This is a genomic window from Butyricimonas sp. Marseille-P3923 (assembly GCF_900184685.1).
Classification (GTDB): domain Bacteria; phylum Bacteroidota; class Bacteroidia; order Bacteroidales; family Marinifilaceae; genus Butyricimonas; species Butyricimonas muris.
This window is the reverse complement of the sequence record NZ_FXXL01000006.1, coordinates 900,418-917,200: the sequence shown is the minus strand read 5'-3', so window position 1 is coordinate 917,200 and position 16,783 is coordinate 900,418. Positions and strand designations below refer to the sequence as shown.

The 16,783-nt window shown below is 38.6% G+C and carries 15 protein-coding genes and 1 tRNA gene; all 16 read left to right on the top strand.

Translation table 11 applies throughout. The features are described from left to right. Positions 1 to 97 precede the first annotated feature (97 nt). The 16 genes from CS948_RS09590 (at position 98) to CS948_RS09510 (ending at position 16,551) form a co-directional block, all read left to right on the top strand. A complete protein-coding gene (locus CS948_RS09590) occupies positions 98 to 1,159 on the top strand; it encodes an o-succinylbenzoate synthase (protein ID WP_099291461.1) in 1,062 nt (353 codons plus the stop codon). Between the two features lie 3 nt (positions 1,160 to 1,162). Continuing rightward, entirely contained in the window at positions 1,163 to 2,188 is a 1,026-nt protein-coding gene (locus CS948_RS09585; protein WP_099291460.1) for an AMP-binding protein, read from the top strand. A 129-nt stretch (positions 2,189 to 2,317) separates the two neighbouring features. After that, the gene (locus tag CS948_RS09580) at positions 2,318 to 3,232 is read left to right on the top strand and encodes a glutaminase (protein WP_099291459.1); all 915 of its coding nucleotides are present in this window, start codon (positions 2,318 to 2,320) and stop codon (positions 3,230 to 3,232) included. Between the two features lie 71 nt (positions 3,233 to 3,303). Next, a complete protein-coding gene (locus CS948_RS09575; RefSeq protein ID WP_099291458.1) occupies positions 3,304 to 4,578 on the top strand; it encodes a FimB/Mfa2 family fimbrial subunit in 1,275 nt (424 codons plus the stop codon). Positions 4,579 to 4,678: 100 nt separating this feature from the next. After that, positions 4,679 to 5,395 carry a YebC/PmpR family DNA-binding transcriptional regulator gene (locus CS948_RS09570; protein WP_099291457.1) on the top strand — a complete coding sequence of 239 codons (717 nt, stop codon included), beginning with the start codon at positions 4,679 to 4,681 and terminating at the stop codon, positions 5,393 to 5,395. Positions 5,396 to 5,468: 73 nt separating this feature from the next. Beyond that, positions 5,469 to 5,541: transfer RNA gene (locus CS948_RS09565), tRNA-Lys, on the top strand. A gap of 252 nt (positions 5,542 to 5,793) precedes the next feature. Continuing rightward, the gene (locus CS948_RS09560; protein WP_099291456.1) at positions 5,794 to 7,029 is read left to right on the top strand and encodes a site-specific integrase; all 1,236 of its coding nucleotides are present in this window, start codon (positions 5,794 to 5,796) and stop codon (positions 7,027 to 7,029) included. 135 nt (positions 7,030 to 7,164) lie between these two features. Next, complete coding sequence (locus CS948_RS09555) at positions 7,165 to 9,297, top strand: hypothetical protein (protein ID WP_099291455.1); 2,133 nt, start codon at positions 7,165 to 7,167, stop codon at positions 9,295 to 9,297. Positions 9,298 to 9,800: 503 nt separating this feature from the next. Then, positions 9,801 to 10,532 (top strand): hypothetical protein, encoded by a 732-nt coding sequence (locus CS948_RS09550; RefSeq protein WP_099291454.1) that lies wholly within the window; start codon positions 9,801 to 9,803, stop codon positions 10,530 to 10,532. A 237-nt stretch (positions 10,533 to 10,769) separates the two neighbouring features. Beyond that, on the top strand, positions 10,770 to 11,285 hold the full coding sequence (locus CS948_RS09540) for a hypothetical protein (protein ID WP_099291452.1): 516 nt from the start codon (positions 10,770 to 10,772) through the stop codon (positions 11,283 to 11,285). 215 nt (positions 11,286 to 11,500) lie between these two features. Then, on the top strand, positions 11,501 to 11,773 hold the full coding sequence (locus tag CS948_RS09535) for a hypothetical protein (protein WP_099291451.1): 273 nt from the start codon (positions 11,501 to 11,503) through the stop codon (positions 11,771 to 11,773). A 92-nt stretch (positions 11,774 to 11,865) separates the two neighbouring features. Continuing rightward, positions 11,866 to 12,753: an AAA family ATPase gene (locus tag CS948_RS09530; RefSeq protein ID WP_099291450.1), complete on the top strand. Its 888-nt coding sequence runs from the start codon at positions 11,866 to 11,868 to the stop codon at positions 12,751 to 12,753. After that, positions 12,719 to 13,783: a DUF3871 family protein gene (locus CS948_RS09525; protein ID WP_099291449.1), complete on the top strand. Its 1,065-nt coding sequence runs from the start codon at positions 12,719 to 12,721 to the stop codon at positions 13,781 to 13,783. Before CS948_RS09530 ends, CS948_RS09525 begins: the two co-directional genes overlap by 35 nt. A gap of 985 nt (positions 13,784 to 14,768) precedes the next feature. Beyond that, positions 14,769 to 15,659, top strand: coding sequence for a WG repeat-containing protein (locus tag CS948_RS09520; RefSeq protein ID WP_099291448.1), 891 nt, complete (start codon positions 14,769 to 14,771; stop codon positions 15,657 to 15,659). A 15-nt stretch (positions 15,660 to 15,674) separates the two neighbouring features. After that, entirely contained in the window at positions 15,675 to 16,088 is a 414-nt protein-coding gene (locus CS948_RS09515; protein WP_099291447.1) for a hypothetical protein, read from the top strand. Further along, positions 16,075 to 16,551 carry a hypothetical protein gene (locus CS948_RS09510; RefSeq protein WP_099291446.1) on the top strand — a complete coding sequence of 159 codons (477 nt, stop codon included), beginning with the start codon at positions 16,075 to 16,077 and terminating at the stop codon, positions 16,549 to 16,551. Before CS948_RS09515 ends, CS948_RS09510 begins: the two co-directional genes overlap by 14 nt. The last annotated feature ends 232 nt before the right edge of the window (positions 16,552 to 16,783 follow it).

Sequence of the window (16,783 nt, the reverse complement as noted above, 5' to 3'; positions counted from 1 at the left end):
GAGGGGGAGGGAATTCGTACAAACCGACTTTTTAGCCTCTTCCTTGCTTTCATTTACAGAATATCTTACTTTTGCTTGTACAAAACCGAAGAATGATATGTTACAAGCAAAGTACACGAGATATATTCTGAAATTCAAACAGCCCGCCGGAACCTCCCGCGGCATTCTCACGGAAAAAGAAACTTGGTTCATTAAAATCTGGGATTCGGAACATCCCGAAATATACGGACTGGGGGAATGTGCTTTATTCCGAGGATTAAGCGCGGACGACCGCCCGGAATACGAGAGGAAACTACAAGAAACCTGCCGGGATATTGGCAAAATACGCCATATACACTACCTACAAAATTGGAGCTCTATCAGATTCGGAGTGAATACCGCCCTGTCGGATTTAAAAAACGGAGGCAAACGCATTATCTATCCCGGTCTTTTTACCGAAGGACAAAAAGACATCGAGATTAACGGTTTAATCTGGATGGGTGATAAGGATACCATGCGCCAACGAATTATCAAAAAACTGGATGCCGGATTCCATTGTGTCAAACTGAAAATCGGGGCTATCAGTTTCGAGGAGGAATTAGATTTATTACGCTATATCCGAAAACAATTCAGCAAAGAAACCGTCGAGTTGAGAGTAGATGCGAACGGGGCTTTTACCCCGCAAGAGGCTCCCCGTAAACTGGAAGAACTGGCTCGCTATGACATCCATTCAATAGAGCAACCTATCCGCCAAAGACAGTGGAAAGAGATGGCTATTTTATGCCGAAATACCCCTATCCCGATTGCTCTGGATGAAGAATTGATAGGAATTAACAAAACGGGTGAAAAAGGCGAGTTACTTGACATGATTCATCCTCAATATGTTGTGATAAAGCCGTCTTTAACAGGAGGCTTCGCCGGCGCATGGGAATGGATATCACGTGCCCGGGAACGCGGCATCGGCTGGTGGATTACTTCCGCGCTGGAATCCAATATCGGACTCAACGCCATCGCACAATGGACTGCTTATATTCTCAAAGCCCACCCCACGGGTATGCCCCAAGGACTGGGAACCGGACAACTCTACATGAATAATATTCCCGCCCCGCTGGAACAAACCGGTTCGACTATCCGGTATAACCCGCGAAGTTCATGGGATGTAACCCCGATAGAATTTTAGATTATGACAATCAAAATAAACGGCATTCGCTACACCACGCCGGAAGCATTGCAGGCTATCGACAATCCGGATGTAGTCACATTCCTGCAAGAATGGTATGACGATAAAGACCACGTGACCGGACATACTTCCGGCTCCACGGGAACACCGAAAACTATCCGGTTGTCAAAGCAGGACATGCTGGCGTCAGCTAAAATTACAAACACGTACTTCGATATTCATTCCGAATCCCGTTTATTATTATGCCTCTCCCCGTCGTATATCGCCGGGAAGATGATGATTGTCCGCAGTATTCTCGCGGGAGCCGATTTGATTGTCGTTCCCCCCTCGTCATCCCCGTTGAAGCATTTAGAACAAGACATTGACTTTGCCGCCATGGTTCCCATGCAGGTAGAAACCTGTCTTACCACCCCGGAAACAGCAGAAAAATTCTCCCGAATCAAACAAGTAATTATCGGGGGTGCAGCCCTTTCCCCGGTACTGGAAGAACGCCTACAACAAGCCCCCACACGTTGTTATTCCACCTACGGCATGACTGAAACAGTGTCACACATTGCCCTGCGGGATATTAACGGCGTAAAGAAATCACCCGACTACTTTGCCTTAGGCGACGTGCATTTCGAAACAGACGAAAGGCAGTGCCTAATCATCCACGCCCCGCATTTGCATCAACAAACCTTTATCACTAATGACATTGTAAATCTCGTCGACACGACACGTTTCGAATGGCTGGGACGTCATGACAACGTGATTAATTCCGGGGGTGTAAAATTATTCCCCGAGAAAATCGAAGCAAAGATTGCCCTCCTCGTGAAACAACGTTTCTTTATTATACCCGAGGAGGATACCCGACTGGGACAACGAACCGTTCTCGTCATTGAAGATGTACCATGGGACAAGGCAGAAAAAAAACGACTTCAGGAACAACTGAAACAGCTATTGCACCCGTACGAAGTACCTAAAAAGATTTACTTCCGGGAACATTTCACGGAAACTTACTCGGGAAAAGTCATCCGAAAACTAATGTAACAAAAACTTTTCTATCTTTGCCGCACAAAAAACATACAAATTAGAGTTGCAATCCAGCGAGTTTCCGGTTTCTCAACTTGTAACCTGCCAACTTGCAAGCGGTAACTCAAAAACAAAGTTTTTGAACTTATGAACTACAAGGAAGTTATCGAAAATATATATAACGAGGTAAAACCTTTCTTCGGGAAAGGAGAAGTCGCCAATTATATACCGGCTTTGGCAAACGTAGACCCGCAACAGTACGGGATTGCCATAGCTACCATGGACGGGCAAATCATCGGCACGGGAGATTACCAGACCAAGTTTTCCATCCAAAGTATATCTAAAGTATTCACGCTCGCCATGGTCGTGCGCCACATGGGAAGTGACCTGTGGCAATACGTGGGACGGGAACCGTCGGGAACTCCTTTCAATTCGCTCGTCCAGCTTGAACATGAACACGGCATTCCCCGTAACCCGTTCATCAATGCCGGGGCTCTCGTGGTCACGGACAAATTGATGAACCTCTACCACCGTCCCAAAGAAGCGATACTCCAGTTCGTGCGGGGAGTCGCCGGCTCGGAAGATATTTATTTTGACAAAATTGTAGCCCAATCGGAACAGGAACACGCCAGCCGTAACCAAGCCTTGGGATATTTCATGAAAAGTTTCGGAAACATCGACAACGACGTGGATTCGCTTATTGACGTGTATTGCAATCAATGCAGCCTTGTCATGACTTGCGAGGATCTGGCAAAATCTTTTCTCTTTCTGGCAAATCACGGGGTGAACCCGCACAACAACGAACAAATCTTGACGGTCAGCCGTTCGAAGCGCCTCAGTGCCTTGATGCTTACCTGCGGTTTCTACGACGAATCGGGAGATTTCGCATTCCGGGTTGGAATGCCGGGTAAAAGTGGCGTGGGCGGGGGAGTGGTCGCCATTATCCCGGGTAAACTCAGTATCGCCGTATGGAGCCCTGAACTAAACGAACACGGAAACTCGTACATGGGTATAGAAACACTCGAAAGATTCACCACGAATATCGGGATTTCTATTTTCTAATCAAGATATATAATTCTTGATTTTCTCGCACTTATTCCTTACTTTTGTTAAGTAAGGATAAATTAGCGTTTATGAGGAAAATCATCTTCTTTGGGCTATTGCTGTTTTTTTCCTGTAATCGGGACGAACAAATCACGGGAAAAGAAACACAACTCTTGTTCCAAAGTTACACGCTCGGTAACGCATCTCTTCATACCCCGGCTTTCGAGACGCTGGCTCTGTTCGCCATAGACCGGGATAACCGTGTTGTCCGTCACGAACATTTCACCCGAAATGATTTGCATGAAAACACGTTACGGGCAAAACTTCCCTTCGGACGCTATCGCCTCGCTTGCGTGGCTAACTGCCCGGATATAAATTTCAATACAGGAGAAACACTGGAGAATATACTACTTCGTTTACCTCAAAAAGGAGAGATTTTTGAAGAGGCGGATGATATACTGACGTCTCTCCAAAGTGTAAGTATCTCGGAAAATAAAGATGCAGTCTTTACTGTAAACCTTTATCGAAGGGTGGCACAATTGCAAGTGAGGCTGGAAAGTATACCCGAAGAGGTCGATAATGTGAATTTTGAAGTGTCATTCGTTCCCTCCGCCATCAATTTTACAGGCTCAAACACGAATACATTCGGGACAATCACGAAACCGATGCATCGGGAAGCAAATCAAGGGCATGTCGAACTCTTGACTTTTCCCGCCGGAAAAGGAGAAGCAACCCTGTCCGTTACCTATCGCACGGGAGATAAAGAAAAACGCAAAATCATCCCGTTCACGGAAAGCATAGACACGAACCGAATCATCCGGGTGGAAAGCAGTTTTCTTGAATTGGAAGAAGGAGGATTACAAGGAAATGGCATCAATTTATTGGAAAACGGGGGATTTGAATCATGGAAAGCTCCCGACAAAGAACCCGACCACTGGCGTTTCTTTAGAGACGGGCGGGATAGCTGCGCAATAAAAGTAAACGGGGATAAAACACGCTCGGGAAAACAAGCGGTATTCCTGCAAGGAAAGACTTATCTATACCAAGATGTTCCCGTCGAAGCCCTCACCCGCTACGAGATTAAAATGTTCGTGAATGCCCCGTCCGCTAATTTCTCGTGGAAATATTACTGTTACTGGCGAAAGAACAAAAGTACGGCTCTCCCGTCGGAATACAACAAACCGATTCAAGCACAAACTTATCTGAAGCAAACTGACGGGTGGATTAATGTCTTCAACGGCAAAACATTCACCGCCCCGGAAGGAGCAAAATATTTGCGGGTGGAAATCCGCACCTATGGTAAGGCTATTGTCCCCGACGAGGGTATTTATATTGATGATTTTAGCGTAGAACTCGTCGAATGAGATACTTTCATACCAGAAAATCATGGAATTCCTTTTAAGTTTTCAGTATAAAAACTAAATTCGCGTTCCAAATCGTATAATAAATTATATTCACAATAATATGGGAAGAGCGTTCGAATACCGTAAAGCACGGAAGCTAAAAAGATGGGGCAACATGGCCCGCACGTTCACGAGAATAGGAAAAGAAATTGATATTGCCGTAAAAGCAGGAGGACCAGACCCAGCAAATAATACTCGTTTGCGTATCCTTATCCAAAACGCAAAAGCGGAAAATATGCCGAAGGAAAACGTGGAACGTGCCATCAAACGCGCCATTTCAAAAGACACTTCAGATTACAAGGAAATCGTGTACGAGGGGTATGCACCTTTCGGTATCGCCGTTGTCGTGGAAACCGCTACCGATAACCATACGCGTACCGTTGCCAACGTGCGCCACTGCTTCTCCAAATACGGCGGCTCACTGGGAACAACCGGAAGTCTGGACTTCTTGTTCGACCGCAAATGCGTGTTCAAAATCTCCCGCCCCGAAAACTTCGACCTCGAAGAGTTCGAGTTGGAAATGATTGACTACGGTGCCGACGAAATCTTTGAAGACGAGGAAAACCACGTGATTATCTACGGTGCATTCGAATCATTCGGTGCTATCCAAAAATATCTGGAAGATAGCAAATACGAGATTACCAGTGGAGAATTCGAACGTATCCCTCTCGATACAAAAGAATTAACCGAGGAACAAAGAGAAACCGTCGACAAATTGCTGGAAAAATTAGAAGAAGATGATGACGTAACCAACGTTTATCACAACATTAAAGAATAATTTTCTTGCAGATTAAAAAATATTGTTGCATATTTGCACCCGCAAAACGGTTAAAACCGCTCGCAACAAGGAAGACTTCGTAGCTCAGCTGGTAGAGCAATTGACTCTTAATCAATGGGCCGTGGGTTCGAGTCCCACCGAGGTCACCGAAAATGAACCACTTACGAAAGTAGGTGGTTTTCTTTTTATCCTCATATCTATTAAATACATTGACAATCAATAATATAAGATTAATTGCTAATCTAGTCTATTGATAAATTCTTAACATCTTTCTTCTAAGAATAGATAAAATATGAATATGCTAGGTACACAATCAGGTGTAATTATAGTGAACATAATAAATTACACCTAGAAGTGATATATCTTACTATATACCAGATAGTAACATCACATGAAAAATGATACAAAAATTGAAGATTTCATTCTATTTACTATCCTCAAAAATGAATATCAAAGGAGAAGCACCTATTTATTGTAGAATATCAATAGGTAATGAAAGGCAGCAATACTCTACTGGAATGTATTTAATCCATAACCAATGGAATAAAATCAAACAACAAGCTAAAGGTTCATCTCCAACAGCAGAAACCATCAACCTTCATCTCAATAGTATCAAAAGTAAGCTATTAGACATTGAAGCACTGTTTATGGTAGAGAAGAAAGAAAACTACACGCTGCATGATATTTATTCCAAATTCACTGGTGCAAATCAAGAGTCAGCAGTCACACTCATACAGGTGTTCAAAAAGAAGATTGATTCAATGGAGAAGCTGATAGGTAAAAGTTATAGCAAAGGTACTCTAACAAAATTCAAAGAGGTATTCGCACATACACTTGATTATCTGATAGAAATTCATAACATTAAAGATATTGCTTTTACACACCTGAATAATGACTTTATCCAAGGTTTTCAGGAATATCTACTTGTCAATAAGAATCATAAACCTGCAACAATCAATAAAATCATTCAAAGAGTTTGTCAAATAGTTTGGATAGGAGTTAATTATGATGGTGCAAAATACCCTTTCAGGAACTATAAACCTCTTAAAGAGGTCAAGCAATTGATATACCTAACAGAGGAAGAAATAAAACTTCTTGAAGACTTCCAATTTGCTCAAGAGAGATTAGAAAGGGTTAGGGATTATTACATGTTCTCCGTGTATACTGGACTGGCTTACAATGAAGCTTTCGAGCTAAAAGAGGAACATATCATAAAAGGGTTTGATAATCAACTATGGATAAAGATGATAAGACTGAAAACACAAAGGGAGATTAACATTCCCCTGTTACCACAAGCATTAAAAATCATCCAAAAGTATCATCAAGCGGGAGAGCAAGGGTACATATTACCAACTATCAGCAACCAAAAGATGAACAGCTACTTGAAGGAAATAGCCGAGATAGTGGGAATAAAGAAAAAACTCACGCATCACACGGCAAGAAAAACCTTTGCTTCAACTATCCTCCTCTATAACAATGTTCCTATCGAAATAGTGAGTAAATTGTTGGGACACGCTAATATTAGTATCACTCAAAAATCTTATGCCGAAGTAGTAAACAAAAATGTCAGCAACCATATGCTCCAGCTATCCAAGCAACTAGAGAGCAAACAAGAGCACAAGGAACCATTATAGGCTCCAGAAGTGAGATTAAAAAAGAATCCCTGTAGTTGATTGGGTTATAGGGATTCTTTCTCTTTTAATTCTTCAATTTTTGCGTATATTTGCGCACTTAGTATTATATATTTTATAATTAAATACAAGTGAGACATGACAAACATAGATACTAATGATACAGATTATCAATATAGTGATATTTTTGATCTTACTCCAGAAGACATAGAAGAGAGTTCAACTATTTATACATTAAGAGAAGAAGAAAACATCACAAGTAATAATGATATAATTCTCTCTAATGAAGAAGAAACATTATACTCTATAGAATCCAGTAATAACATCATTATTCAAGATACTATTGAAAAACAGGAAACTCCAGATAATATTCTAAAAGAACAAGAGGCTATAGTTATTGAATGTACCCCTACCACTTCTCACTTATCTGAAAGATTAAATGAAACTCCTTGTGGTATTATAGAGTGCCCTGTACCCAATATAGGAGCAACCTACCTAGAACTCCACACTCAAAGAAACTCCATCATACTATTCTCCACACCAGAAGAAGCCCTACAACATTCCCAAGTGACAACGAGTAGCCTTTGTATAGATAGTCTGCACGGAAATATAAAAGAAGAAATTATCTGTTATAAAGCCAATGTAGAATGGAAAAAATTCATTATTTCATCATTCACTTTAAAGACATTAGTATTTTTACTCAAGGATGAAATAATCAATTATTTTTTCATGATTAGAAACATGGAGGAACTTCAAGCAACTAGCAATCAATTGAATGCAGAAGTTCTGGATTATTATATCAAGTTTCCACCTACCAATAGATGTATTTACACGACAGATCATTTGGCATTCACCCATCCCCTCTTGAAGGAAGAAAAAAGGCATATCATTCACTGGCAACAACCTCTACACAAGAATGTAACCTTGTATCCTTGCGTGAATATCACGGGTAGAATTAAGACTATCATAGAGAAATTACCCGTTCAGGATAAGGTTATCCTGATATACCCCTCTGTAAGACAATCCAAATTATGTATATTGAATTTAGAAGAGAGATATCAAAAAGAATGTGGCATCATATGTTCTCCCAACAAGCAATTAGAAGCAGGCAAATACCACGTGGAACAAGAAGGGGAAACTCCAAGCTCTCCTAAAAGAATCATCTTTTGGTGCTTTAACAAACTCAAGAAAGAGATAACAGAAAAGGCTCACTTGATTATTGTTTCTGACACGAAACAATGGAATACCCTTTTTTCATTAAAGCAAATAATCAATCTAACCAAAGAAGAAACACTTAGTAATCATCTAGTTCACAACACTATGTACTATAAAGAAACTTGGCTTAATGAAATTGCATTGATGATTGAAAGAGGAAGTAAAATTGTTAAACTACTCAACGTGGCTGATGAATTAAGTGATGGTGATAAGAGCTTAACCAAACTATTTGCAATAGTACAAAACGTGATAAAGGAGAAGGTTACAGGAAGGTTACAAGGAAGGTTCTCTCCGGTGTCCCTTGTAAGAAAGAATATTGAAAACACGTGGGAAGTAGCTTATATGAATCTTGACTACTTGTTATTAAGAATTAACCTTTACAGAAACCACTACAAAGTACCCAAATTTCTTGAAACAGCATTAAAGAGCTATTATGACGTAACCTCTATTCCTGATGATACAAACGAGAAACCAAAGAAACAACTAGAGATAGAGGAGGAAGAAAAGAAACAACAGAAAGAACTAACCCAGAAAGAACGAGTAAAAGTACTGGATGAGATTCTGGAACTACATAACAACCAACAAGTAGATGAAAAAGTTTTATCAAGGAAAAGTTACCACGGGAATAGTGCCCAAAGAAAAGTTTACAAGCAAGTTCTCTCCCTGTACAAGTATATCAACATGGAGGAAGCCATCCAGCTATTGAAAGAGCTAAAAAGTGGTAATAATATAGGCTTCAAGAATCTCAATAATTCAGTTGTATTCTGGGCTCTGGATGAAGAGCACCCATTGAAGTTATCTGTTCACGAAACTTTCAAAGTAGGCAATAAATACACAAACGAGGAAATTGAAGCTAAAATGCAGCCTATCATATACTACCACCTCCATAAGGACTTTAAAGAGAAAGGGAGAAAGCTTATCACTTTATTCAGGTGTTTTTTCAAAACCACCAGACCCAAGAAGGAATACATAATCCTAAAAGAGTCTAAATTCTCATCACACAAGAACAGGTTGAATAAATCCGAAAATGACTTACTTCAATATTTTATGTTTTAATGTATTGATTTTTAATACCATAAATTTGGACATCTCATCTTTTTTGCGTATATTTGTATATCAATTAAGGTGATGGGTAGTTTGATGGAACTTTTTTTTACCGAGATCACCTTTAATAAATTTGTTTTTTAGTGCAAAAAAGTTCCACTTAAAACATATTTTTTATGTAGAAAAAAATTATTTCTATTAAAAAAGGTATCAAGTACCTCAGTGAAATAGAAGGGTTTGAATTACCCAATGGTATCCTTAACAAAGAAGTAACTGGATGTGGTGCTACCACTATTGCATTAACAGACAAGCATCCCACTATTATTTGTAGCCCAAGGAATGAACTATTAAAAAACAAAAACTCCCAATATCCTAATGCTTTGCTTGTTATTGGAGGGGTGCACAAGAAAGAAATTGAAGATTATATCAAGCAGGCTACTATACCAAAGATTCTTGTTTCCTATGATTCTTTTTAGAAGATTGGGGAGTGCATTCCTAACAAGAAGCCATGGAGAGTGGTGGTGGATGAGTTTCATTACATTTTAGGAGATGCTTCTTTCAAGTCAGAAGTGAACCTCAGGCTATTAGATAGCCTAAAGGAATATCCACACATTACTTACCTGTCTGCAACACCAATACTAGACCAATTTATTGAACAACTAGATGTATTAAAGGGTGTTGTATACTATCAACTGAAATGGGAAGAAAAAGAAACTGTAGAAGTTATCAGGGAAAAATCCCCTACCCCTATGGCTGCTGGAGTTGGTATTGTTTCAATGTATAAAAGAGGTGATTATCCTGTCTTGCTTGTTGACGGGAAACAAGTATATTCAAAAGAATGCATCATCTTTTTAAACTCTGTTACTAACATTCTGAATATAATCAAACAATGCGAGTTATCACCAGAGGAGGTAAACATCATTGTCGGGGCTTCAGAAGATAATAACAAGTTAATAAAGGAACTAGGAGAGGGGTTTAACAAGGGTAGAATCCCCTTGAGAGGAGAAAAACACAAAATGTTCACCTTTTGTACTTCTACCTCTTATGCAGGATGTGATTTCTACTCTGAATGTGCTTCGACTTTTGTTATCAGTGATAACAGGAAATTGAATACAACCATTGATATAGGCACTGATCTTGTACAAATAGCGGGAAGACAAAGGTTGGAAAGTAATCCATTCAGAAAAAGATTGTATTTCATATACAACACTGGAATTGAAGATATTGATGATACAACGTTTGAATAGTACATGAGAAAAAAAACTGATCTAACAAAAGAGGAAATCGAAGAGTGCAACAAGGCTTCTCACCTGTTGAGACCTAAAAAGATTGATGATATTGTTAAATTACAAAAAATTGACAAGTACTCGAAGTCTTACACCATGTATGATTCCAATACAGATACATTTAGGTTCAATGATTTAGCCAAGTTAAATGAAGAGTATTGTTACAAGGTATAGAAACACGGATATGAAAATGGTATTATGGTAAAGAGACAACTGGAAGATAGTGGATTCAAGATTATAAGTAAACAAGAGTGGAAAGTATATGATACACAATTAAAACAAGCGATAGTTAAAGGTTCATTCAAGGAAAAAATGGAAGAATATTGTCTTCATAAAGAAAGTAATTCCATGCCTGATAAGCTGATAATTGCATCAATGAGATCAGCTGACCCTAGTTTGGAGGTGTATTACTCGACTTTAGGTGCTTCAAAAATTAAAGCTCTAAACTTCAAGGAAAGTAAACTCAAAATTGAATGTGAAAATATTCTCTTAAAGAATAAAGTATTTCCCATTCTCAAGGAAGAACTTGAAAGCAAAGATTTTATTCCAGCTAAAGAAGCAAAAGCTATCCTAGAAAAGATATACAAGCAAGTAGGAATCACAAGTACTGCCAAAGGTTCTGACCTCAAATACTGGTACAATATTAATGATACAAGTAGATATATTGACGGGATAAAAACTAAAGGATACGAGATTCTTAGTACCATGTATTGATAAGTACAAATAATCCCCTGTTTTCAACCAGAGAGAGGGGGATTATTATATATAGAACATGGTAATGTATAGCTGTTTTTACTGATTAAAAAGACCTGTCCAAAATTATTTTTTTTCTATTCTGGAGTCATGAATGCTATATACTCCAACCAATCCACCCTCCCCATCACTCAGGTGGGGATAGTCCCCCCTACAACAATAATAAATTCACAATCATGGAAAGAGATTTAAAGTTCGTGAAAACAATGAGTGTAGCAGAGTTTAAAGCACACCACAATGTAGAAAAGATTGAAGTGAAAAGGAATGAGCACACTGGCAAATGTTTCTTTGTCTATGGCTTTGAAACTGGTGCTTGTTCAAGGAAGGTAGAAACAGGAGAACTAACAGTACCAGTAATTTCTGAAGTATGCTCCGCTACAACTGGAGAGATGTTCTTCTTGTTGCACCAGAAAGGAGAAGGAGGGGCTACTACATTGACTACCTTGTAATAGCTAATGAATACACTCCAGAAGGGCAGTTGGATGAATGTCTGGCTGCTCTTTTATTTTTCTAAATTGTTAATCATTAATAGTATTTGAATATGCTAAATTTAAGAGTATCATCAAAGAAGCAAGCCAAGATAAAGCTTGCCCTTCAAGGCTGTGCAGGCTCAGGAAAGACCTATTCTGCCTTGCTATTAGCCTATGGCTTATGCAATGACTGGACTAAAATTGCAGTTATTGATAGTGAAAATGGAAGTGCTGATTTATACGCTCACTTGGGAACTTATAATGTATTGAATCTAAGTGAAAACTTCACCCCAGAAACTTATATTGAGGCTATAAAAGCGTGTGAAGATGCAGGGATAGAAGTGATTATAATTGACTCAATCTCTCAATGCTGGGATTACTTGCTTGAATACCATGCCAACCTGCAAGGTAACTCATTCACTAACTGGCAGAAAGTAACTCCAAGAATCAATGCCTTCATGCAAAAGATTCTACAATCTCGAAGCCATGTTATTTGCACCATGAGGTGTAAACAAGATTATGTTTTGAGTGAAAAGAATGGTAAAATGGTACCTGAAAAGGTAGGATTAAAAGCTGTCATGAGAGATGGGATAGATTACGAGTTTACCATAGTGTTTGATATCAACATGAAGCATCAAGTTATTGCATCAAAGGATAGAACAGCACTGTTTGTAAATAAACCAGAGTTTATCATTACCCCCACTACAGGACAGGCTATTTTAGACTGGTGCAATGAAGGGGTAAGCATGGAGATAGTTAAAAGCAAGATTAACCAAGCCAGAACCATTGAAGAACTGACCACTATTTACCATGCCTACCCTGAATGGAACATTCAATTATCAAGTGACTTCACCACGAGGAGAGTCAAACTACAAGAAGCCATGAAACAACCCGGTATCAATTACCAACCTAATTTTACAAGATATGGAAACAATGCTATTACAGCCCGTCAGAACTAATATTTATCCAAGCATCATCACTACCTACAATTCTGGAGCAAGCACTTCACCTGTTGCTCCTGAAACTGGAATAATGAAAGGGACTCCAGAAGATGCTATATTAATAGAGGGGCAACTACCTTTCATCGAGGCAAACACTAGAGAAGCCACCATGCAACACTTGAAAAATGATTGCGTGGTGCCCGTATTCAGCAAGGATAATGAAGTGACCATCTCTCACCCTTCTTTCATTGAAACTGTCTGGAAAGCTGCCAATCAAGCATTTCCAAGGGAAGAGATTGAAGAACCCTCCATCAGGGTTAGCCATGTTATTAAAGGTAGAACACCGGATGCCATTCACAAACCAGTGAAAGACTTGCTGGAAGAAGACAAGACCATCTACTATGAAAGAATGATGTTTTGTATTCAAATCCCCTCCATTCACGAGGATATAGAAGGCAACAGGCTCAATCTCACTGTTGGAGGGGTTAGGGCTTACAATCATGAAAATCTTTACAGCAAGAAGGGCATCGAGAAGTTCAAGGTGTTTATTGGCTTCAAGAACATGGTTTGCTGCAACATGTGTGTTTCAACCGACGGGTACAAGTCAGAGTTGAAGGTGACGAGTGTTGCAGACCTGTTTAATGCCACAATAAGGCTAATTCACGAGTATAATGCAGCCCAACACCTTCACAACATGGCTACTTACAAGGATTGTTACATGACTGAAAGCCAGTTTGCACAGTTCTTGGGAAAGAGCAGGATGTATCAATTCCTACCCAGTGAACAGAAGAAGAGGCTACCTTCAATGCTTATGACTGATACCCAGATAGGACTTGTAGCCAAGGCATATTACAATGATGAAAACTTTGCCATTCAAGAAGGTAACAGGGAAATCAGCATGTGGAGAGTCTACAACCTTCTTACAGGGGCTAACAAGTCATCCTACATTGATAATTTCATTGATAGGGCTCTTAATGCCACCCAATTGACAGAAGGGCTAAACAAGGCTCTAAATGAAAGAAACGAGTATTCATGGTTTATCCAGTAACTCTCTTCACCATAACTCAACTTCTGGAACTACCAGTTACATTTTATCCATTATGATGGGAAATTTTATAGTGTCGAAAAAATTGATGTTACACCGTATAAGGTTAAACTGGAAAAATTCGACATTGCTCACTTGGGTATATAATAATACATTGTATCATTAAAGTGAGCCATGTATTCACTTCCATTGTCTAATAAAGGAGAAGTGAATACAACCTGTCACTGGAATTAAAAGACGTGATTACGCATTGAAGGTGGTTTATAGAGCCTAGAAGGGGTGATGTATCCCTGTTTATTAACAATACCCTATTCTGGAGTAGCTTTTAAATAACAGGCTTAAAGTTGTACAAGATAAATATGGTCTAATGAATATGATTATCGAGGCTATTGTTCATGTTATTATCTGGATAATAATGATATGTGTTATAGCGAAGAATGAATGAGGGTATCCCTCGTGTGATTGTTTTTATTGTTGTTTCAAGCCCCTTTCTGGTAAAGATTGGGGCTTTTAAATTGAATTGATATGAGAATCAGGGACAAATGATAGAAATGTGGTACATTTGCCATCAAGAATGAAGGATTGAAGTACTTCTTTCCTCTTCTGGAGTGTATTGAACACAAACAAGGATACAAGCTCATGCCCGTGGTACTAGCATGGATTGAAAACCTTCTAAAATAGCTTTTAAATGATTGTTTATTGCTGAAAAGTCATAACTTTGCGGTAGTAACAGTTAAATGATTGCTAATGAAATAGAAGTTTAATCAAGACATACTAGAAAAAGAAGTGTTTGCTTCTTACTCGTGATAGTCCTAAAATTACCACCTTGAAGACTAATAATCACAACAGTAAGTAGTGGATACTCATACCATATGGTGTGGGCTTCCCTTATATTGTGTGATTATAGGTGTGTGGTAATACCTTGGACTTGCAATTGAGGCTTGGCTCACACCTTCTTTTTGTGCTATGGCTACAAAAAGAGTATCAGATGGATAATAACTTGCACATTTTCCAAGAAGAGGACTTGTTTGGAGTAAAGAACCAAGTGGGTGAAATTGTCATACCTCCTCAATATAAAGAGATTCAGCCATTCAGTTGTGGTTTGGCATTAGTTAGAAACTCTCAATATCAATATGCTTACATCAATTATATGAATAAGCAAATTGTACCATTTGGGAGATATTCTTGGTGTGACCCGCAGTTTACTTGTGGTTTTACCCGTGTAACAGAATACCATTATTTAGAAGGAAATAATAAATGGGGAATCATAGATACATTAGGTAATATTGTTGTTCCATTCAAATATGATAGGATATGGGCAATAAAAGAAAAATATCTTTTTTCCATCAAGGCATTTATTGGTGATAAAGAAGAGAAACTAAACCTTTATAAATTAACAAATAAGGTCATCTTTGATGGATTAACCTATATCAATACCTATTCAGTGGAAGCATTCAAACAATTGACAAATTGTGAAGCATTATACGTTAAAGCATTCTCCAATATAAATCAAGTACTTTTCACCTATGGGTGTAATATAGGATTTGTAGCAGTAACAGGGATTCCTAAAGAGCCTGTAATAGCCATTGTTGTAAATAGTAGTGGTAAGATATTCCCTTTACTGATGGAAAAGTCAGACATAGGAAAAACAACATTGCCTATTGCTAAGGTGATTCCTAAAAAAGTTTCTCCAAAAATATATTCCCACAGAACTTCTTTTGGGGATTATGAAGAAGAGAGGATGAATGATGTGGATAATTGGAGTGACCCTTATGGAGATGAGCAAGCTTATTATGATGGTTGGAGTAGAGAAGATATAGAAAGTGGATTATCTGATGCTTATGAGGGTGATTTAGATGCAAGATGGAACAATGATTAATTATAAATGAAAAAAATGGAATTTCCACTAACATTTGGTCTACAAAAAGCAGGTTTACCACTGATATTGATGTCAAGAAAAACAAATAACCTTTGTTTTTTGATTGATACTGGTGCTACTCATAACACCTTATTTGATTTTGTATATGAACATTTCAAGAGTGAGTTAAAGCTGCTTGAGGGAACATATAGAACAATGGGAATAGAAGGACACTACAAAGAAACTCCTATCATTGAAGCCACATTCAATTTTGAAGGAAAAGATTATACTTCAACTTTTTCTGTATTGGATGCTTCTGAAGCTATTAAACAAGTGCAGGAAGAAACTGGAATACAAATTCATGGAGTACTTGGAGTACAATTCTTTATAGAGAATAAATGGATTGTAGATTTTGAAAAACTTGAAGTGAGAAGCAATGGAAAAATTTAAGGCTCAACCTATGATATTAATTCAAGTCAAGGGTATAGGATTCACTTTCTTGGTGGATACTAGTTGTAAGTACAATCTACTTGCTCCTTGCTTTGTTGACTTCTTTCACGAGGAATATCCAGCTTCACAGGAAAGGCTTAAATCTCATGAGTGGTTGAATTTAAATTTTCCCTCTCCAGAAGCCCCCATAAAAGCCCCTTTGTACTTGTTTATAGATGTTTTCCAGAAGAGAGAAGGTATCAAGAAGGTTAGATGTAAAAATGGGGTTATAATGGGATGTGAATCTACTATACTCAAATTTGAATATAATGGAAAGACTTATTCTGAACTATTTTACATTGACCAAAGCCTATGCTCCTATTGCACATCCAAAGAGAAGATGTTTTCTGGGGTACTAGGAACAAACTTTCTCAAAAAGCACAAATGGATTATTGACTTTAATAAACTAGAAATTAATGATTGAATTATGAACACAGTAACATGATACTTATTCAGCCTCTACATTTCCATTATGATGGGAAGAATAAAGAGAATATGATTTGTAAGAAAAATATTGTTTAATCTATATCTGGTATCCTTACAGGTGCATATCACATTCAGCAAGCATCTAATATGTTGTATTTTAATGTTATACAGAGTGGGTTCGAGTCCCACCGAGGTCACCGAAGATAAGCCACTTACGAAAGTAGGTGGTT

Excerpts from the sequence above, each read along its gene's own strand:
- CS948_RS09590 (WP_099291461.1), top strand. The coding sequence starts at position 98 with ATGTTACAAGCAAAGTACACGAGATATATTCTGAAATTCAAACAGCCC.
- CS948_RS09585 (WP_099291460.1), top strand. The coding sequence starts at position 1,163 with ATGACAATCAAAATAAACGGCATTCGCTACACCACGCCGGAAGCATTG.
- CS948_RS09580 (WP_099291459.1), top strand. The coding sequence starts at position 2,318 with ATGAACTACAAGGAAGTTATCGAAAATATATATAACGAGGTAAAACCT.
- CS948_RS09575 (WP_099291458.1), top strand. The coding sequence starts at position 3,304 with ATGAGGAAAATCATCTTCTTTGGGCTATTGCTGTTTTTTTCCTGTAAT.
- CS948_RS09570 (WP_099291457.1), top strand. The coding sequence starts at position 4,679 with ATGGGAAGAGCGTTCGAATACCGTAAAGCACGGAAGCTAAAAAGATGG.
- CS948_RS09560 (WP_099291456.1), top strand. The coding sequence starts at position 5,794 with ATGATACAAAAATTGAAGATTTCATTCTATTTACTATCCTCAAAAATG.
- CS948_RS09555 (WP_099291455.1), top strand. The coding sequence starts at position 7,165 with ATGACAAACATAGATACTAATGATACAGATTATCAATATAGTGATATT.
- CS948_RS09540 (WP_099291452.1), top strand. The coding sequence starts at position 10,770 with ATGGTAAAGAGACAACTGGAAGATAGTGGATTCAAGATTATAAGTAAA.
- CS948_RS09535 (WP_099291451.1), top strand. The coding sequence starts at position 11,501 with ATGGAAAGAGATTTAAAGTTCGTGAAAACAATGAGTGTAGCAGAGTTT.
- CS948_RS09530 (WP_099291450.1), top strand. The coding sequence starts at position 11,866 with ATGCTAAATTTAAGAGTATCATCAAAGAAGCAAGCCAAGATAAAGCTT.
- CS948_RS09525 (WP_099291449.1), top strand. The coding sequence starts at position 12,719 with ATGGAAACAATGCTATTACAGCCCGTCAGAACTAATATTTATCCAAGC.
- CS948_RS09520 (WP_099291448.1), top strand. The coding sequence starts at position 14,769 with ATGGATAATAACTTGCACATTTTCCAAGAAGAGGACTTGTTTGGAGTA.
- CS948_RS09515 (WP_099291447.1), top strand. The coding sequence starts at position 15,675 with ATGGAATTTCCACTAACATTTGGTCTACAAAAAGCAGGTTTACCACTG.
- CS948_RS09510 (WP_099291446.1), top strand. The coding sequence starts at position 16,075 with ATGGAAAAATTTAAGGCTCAACCTATGATATTAATTCAAGTCAAGGGT.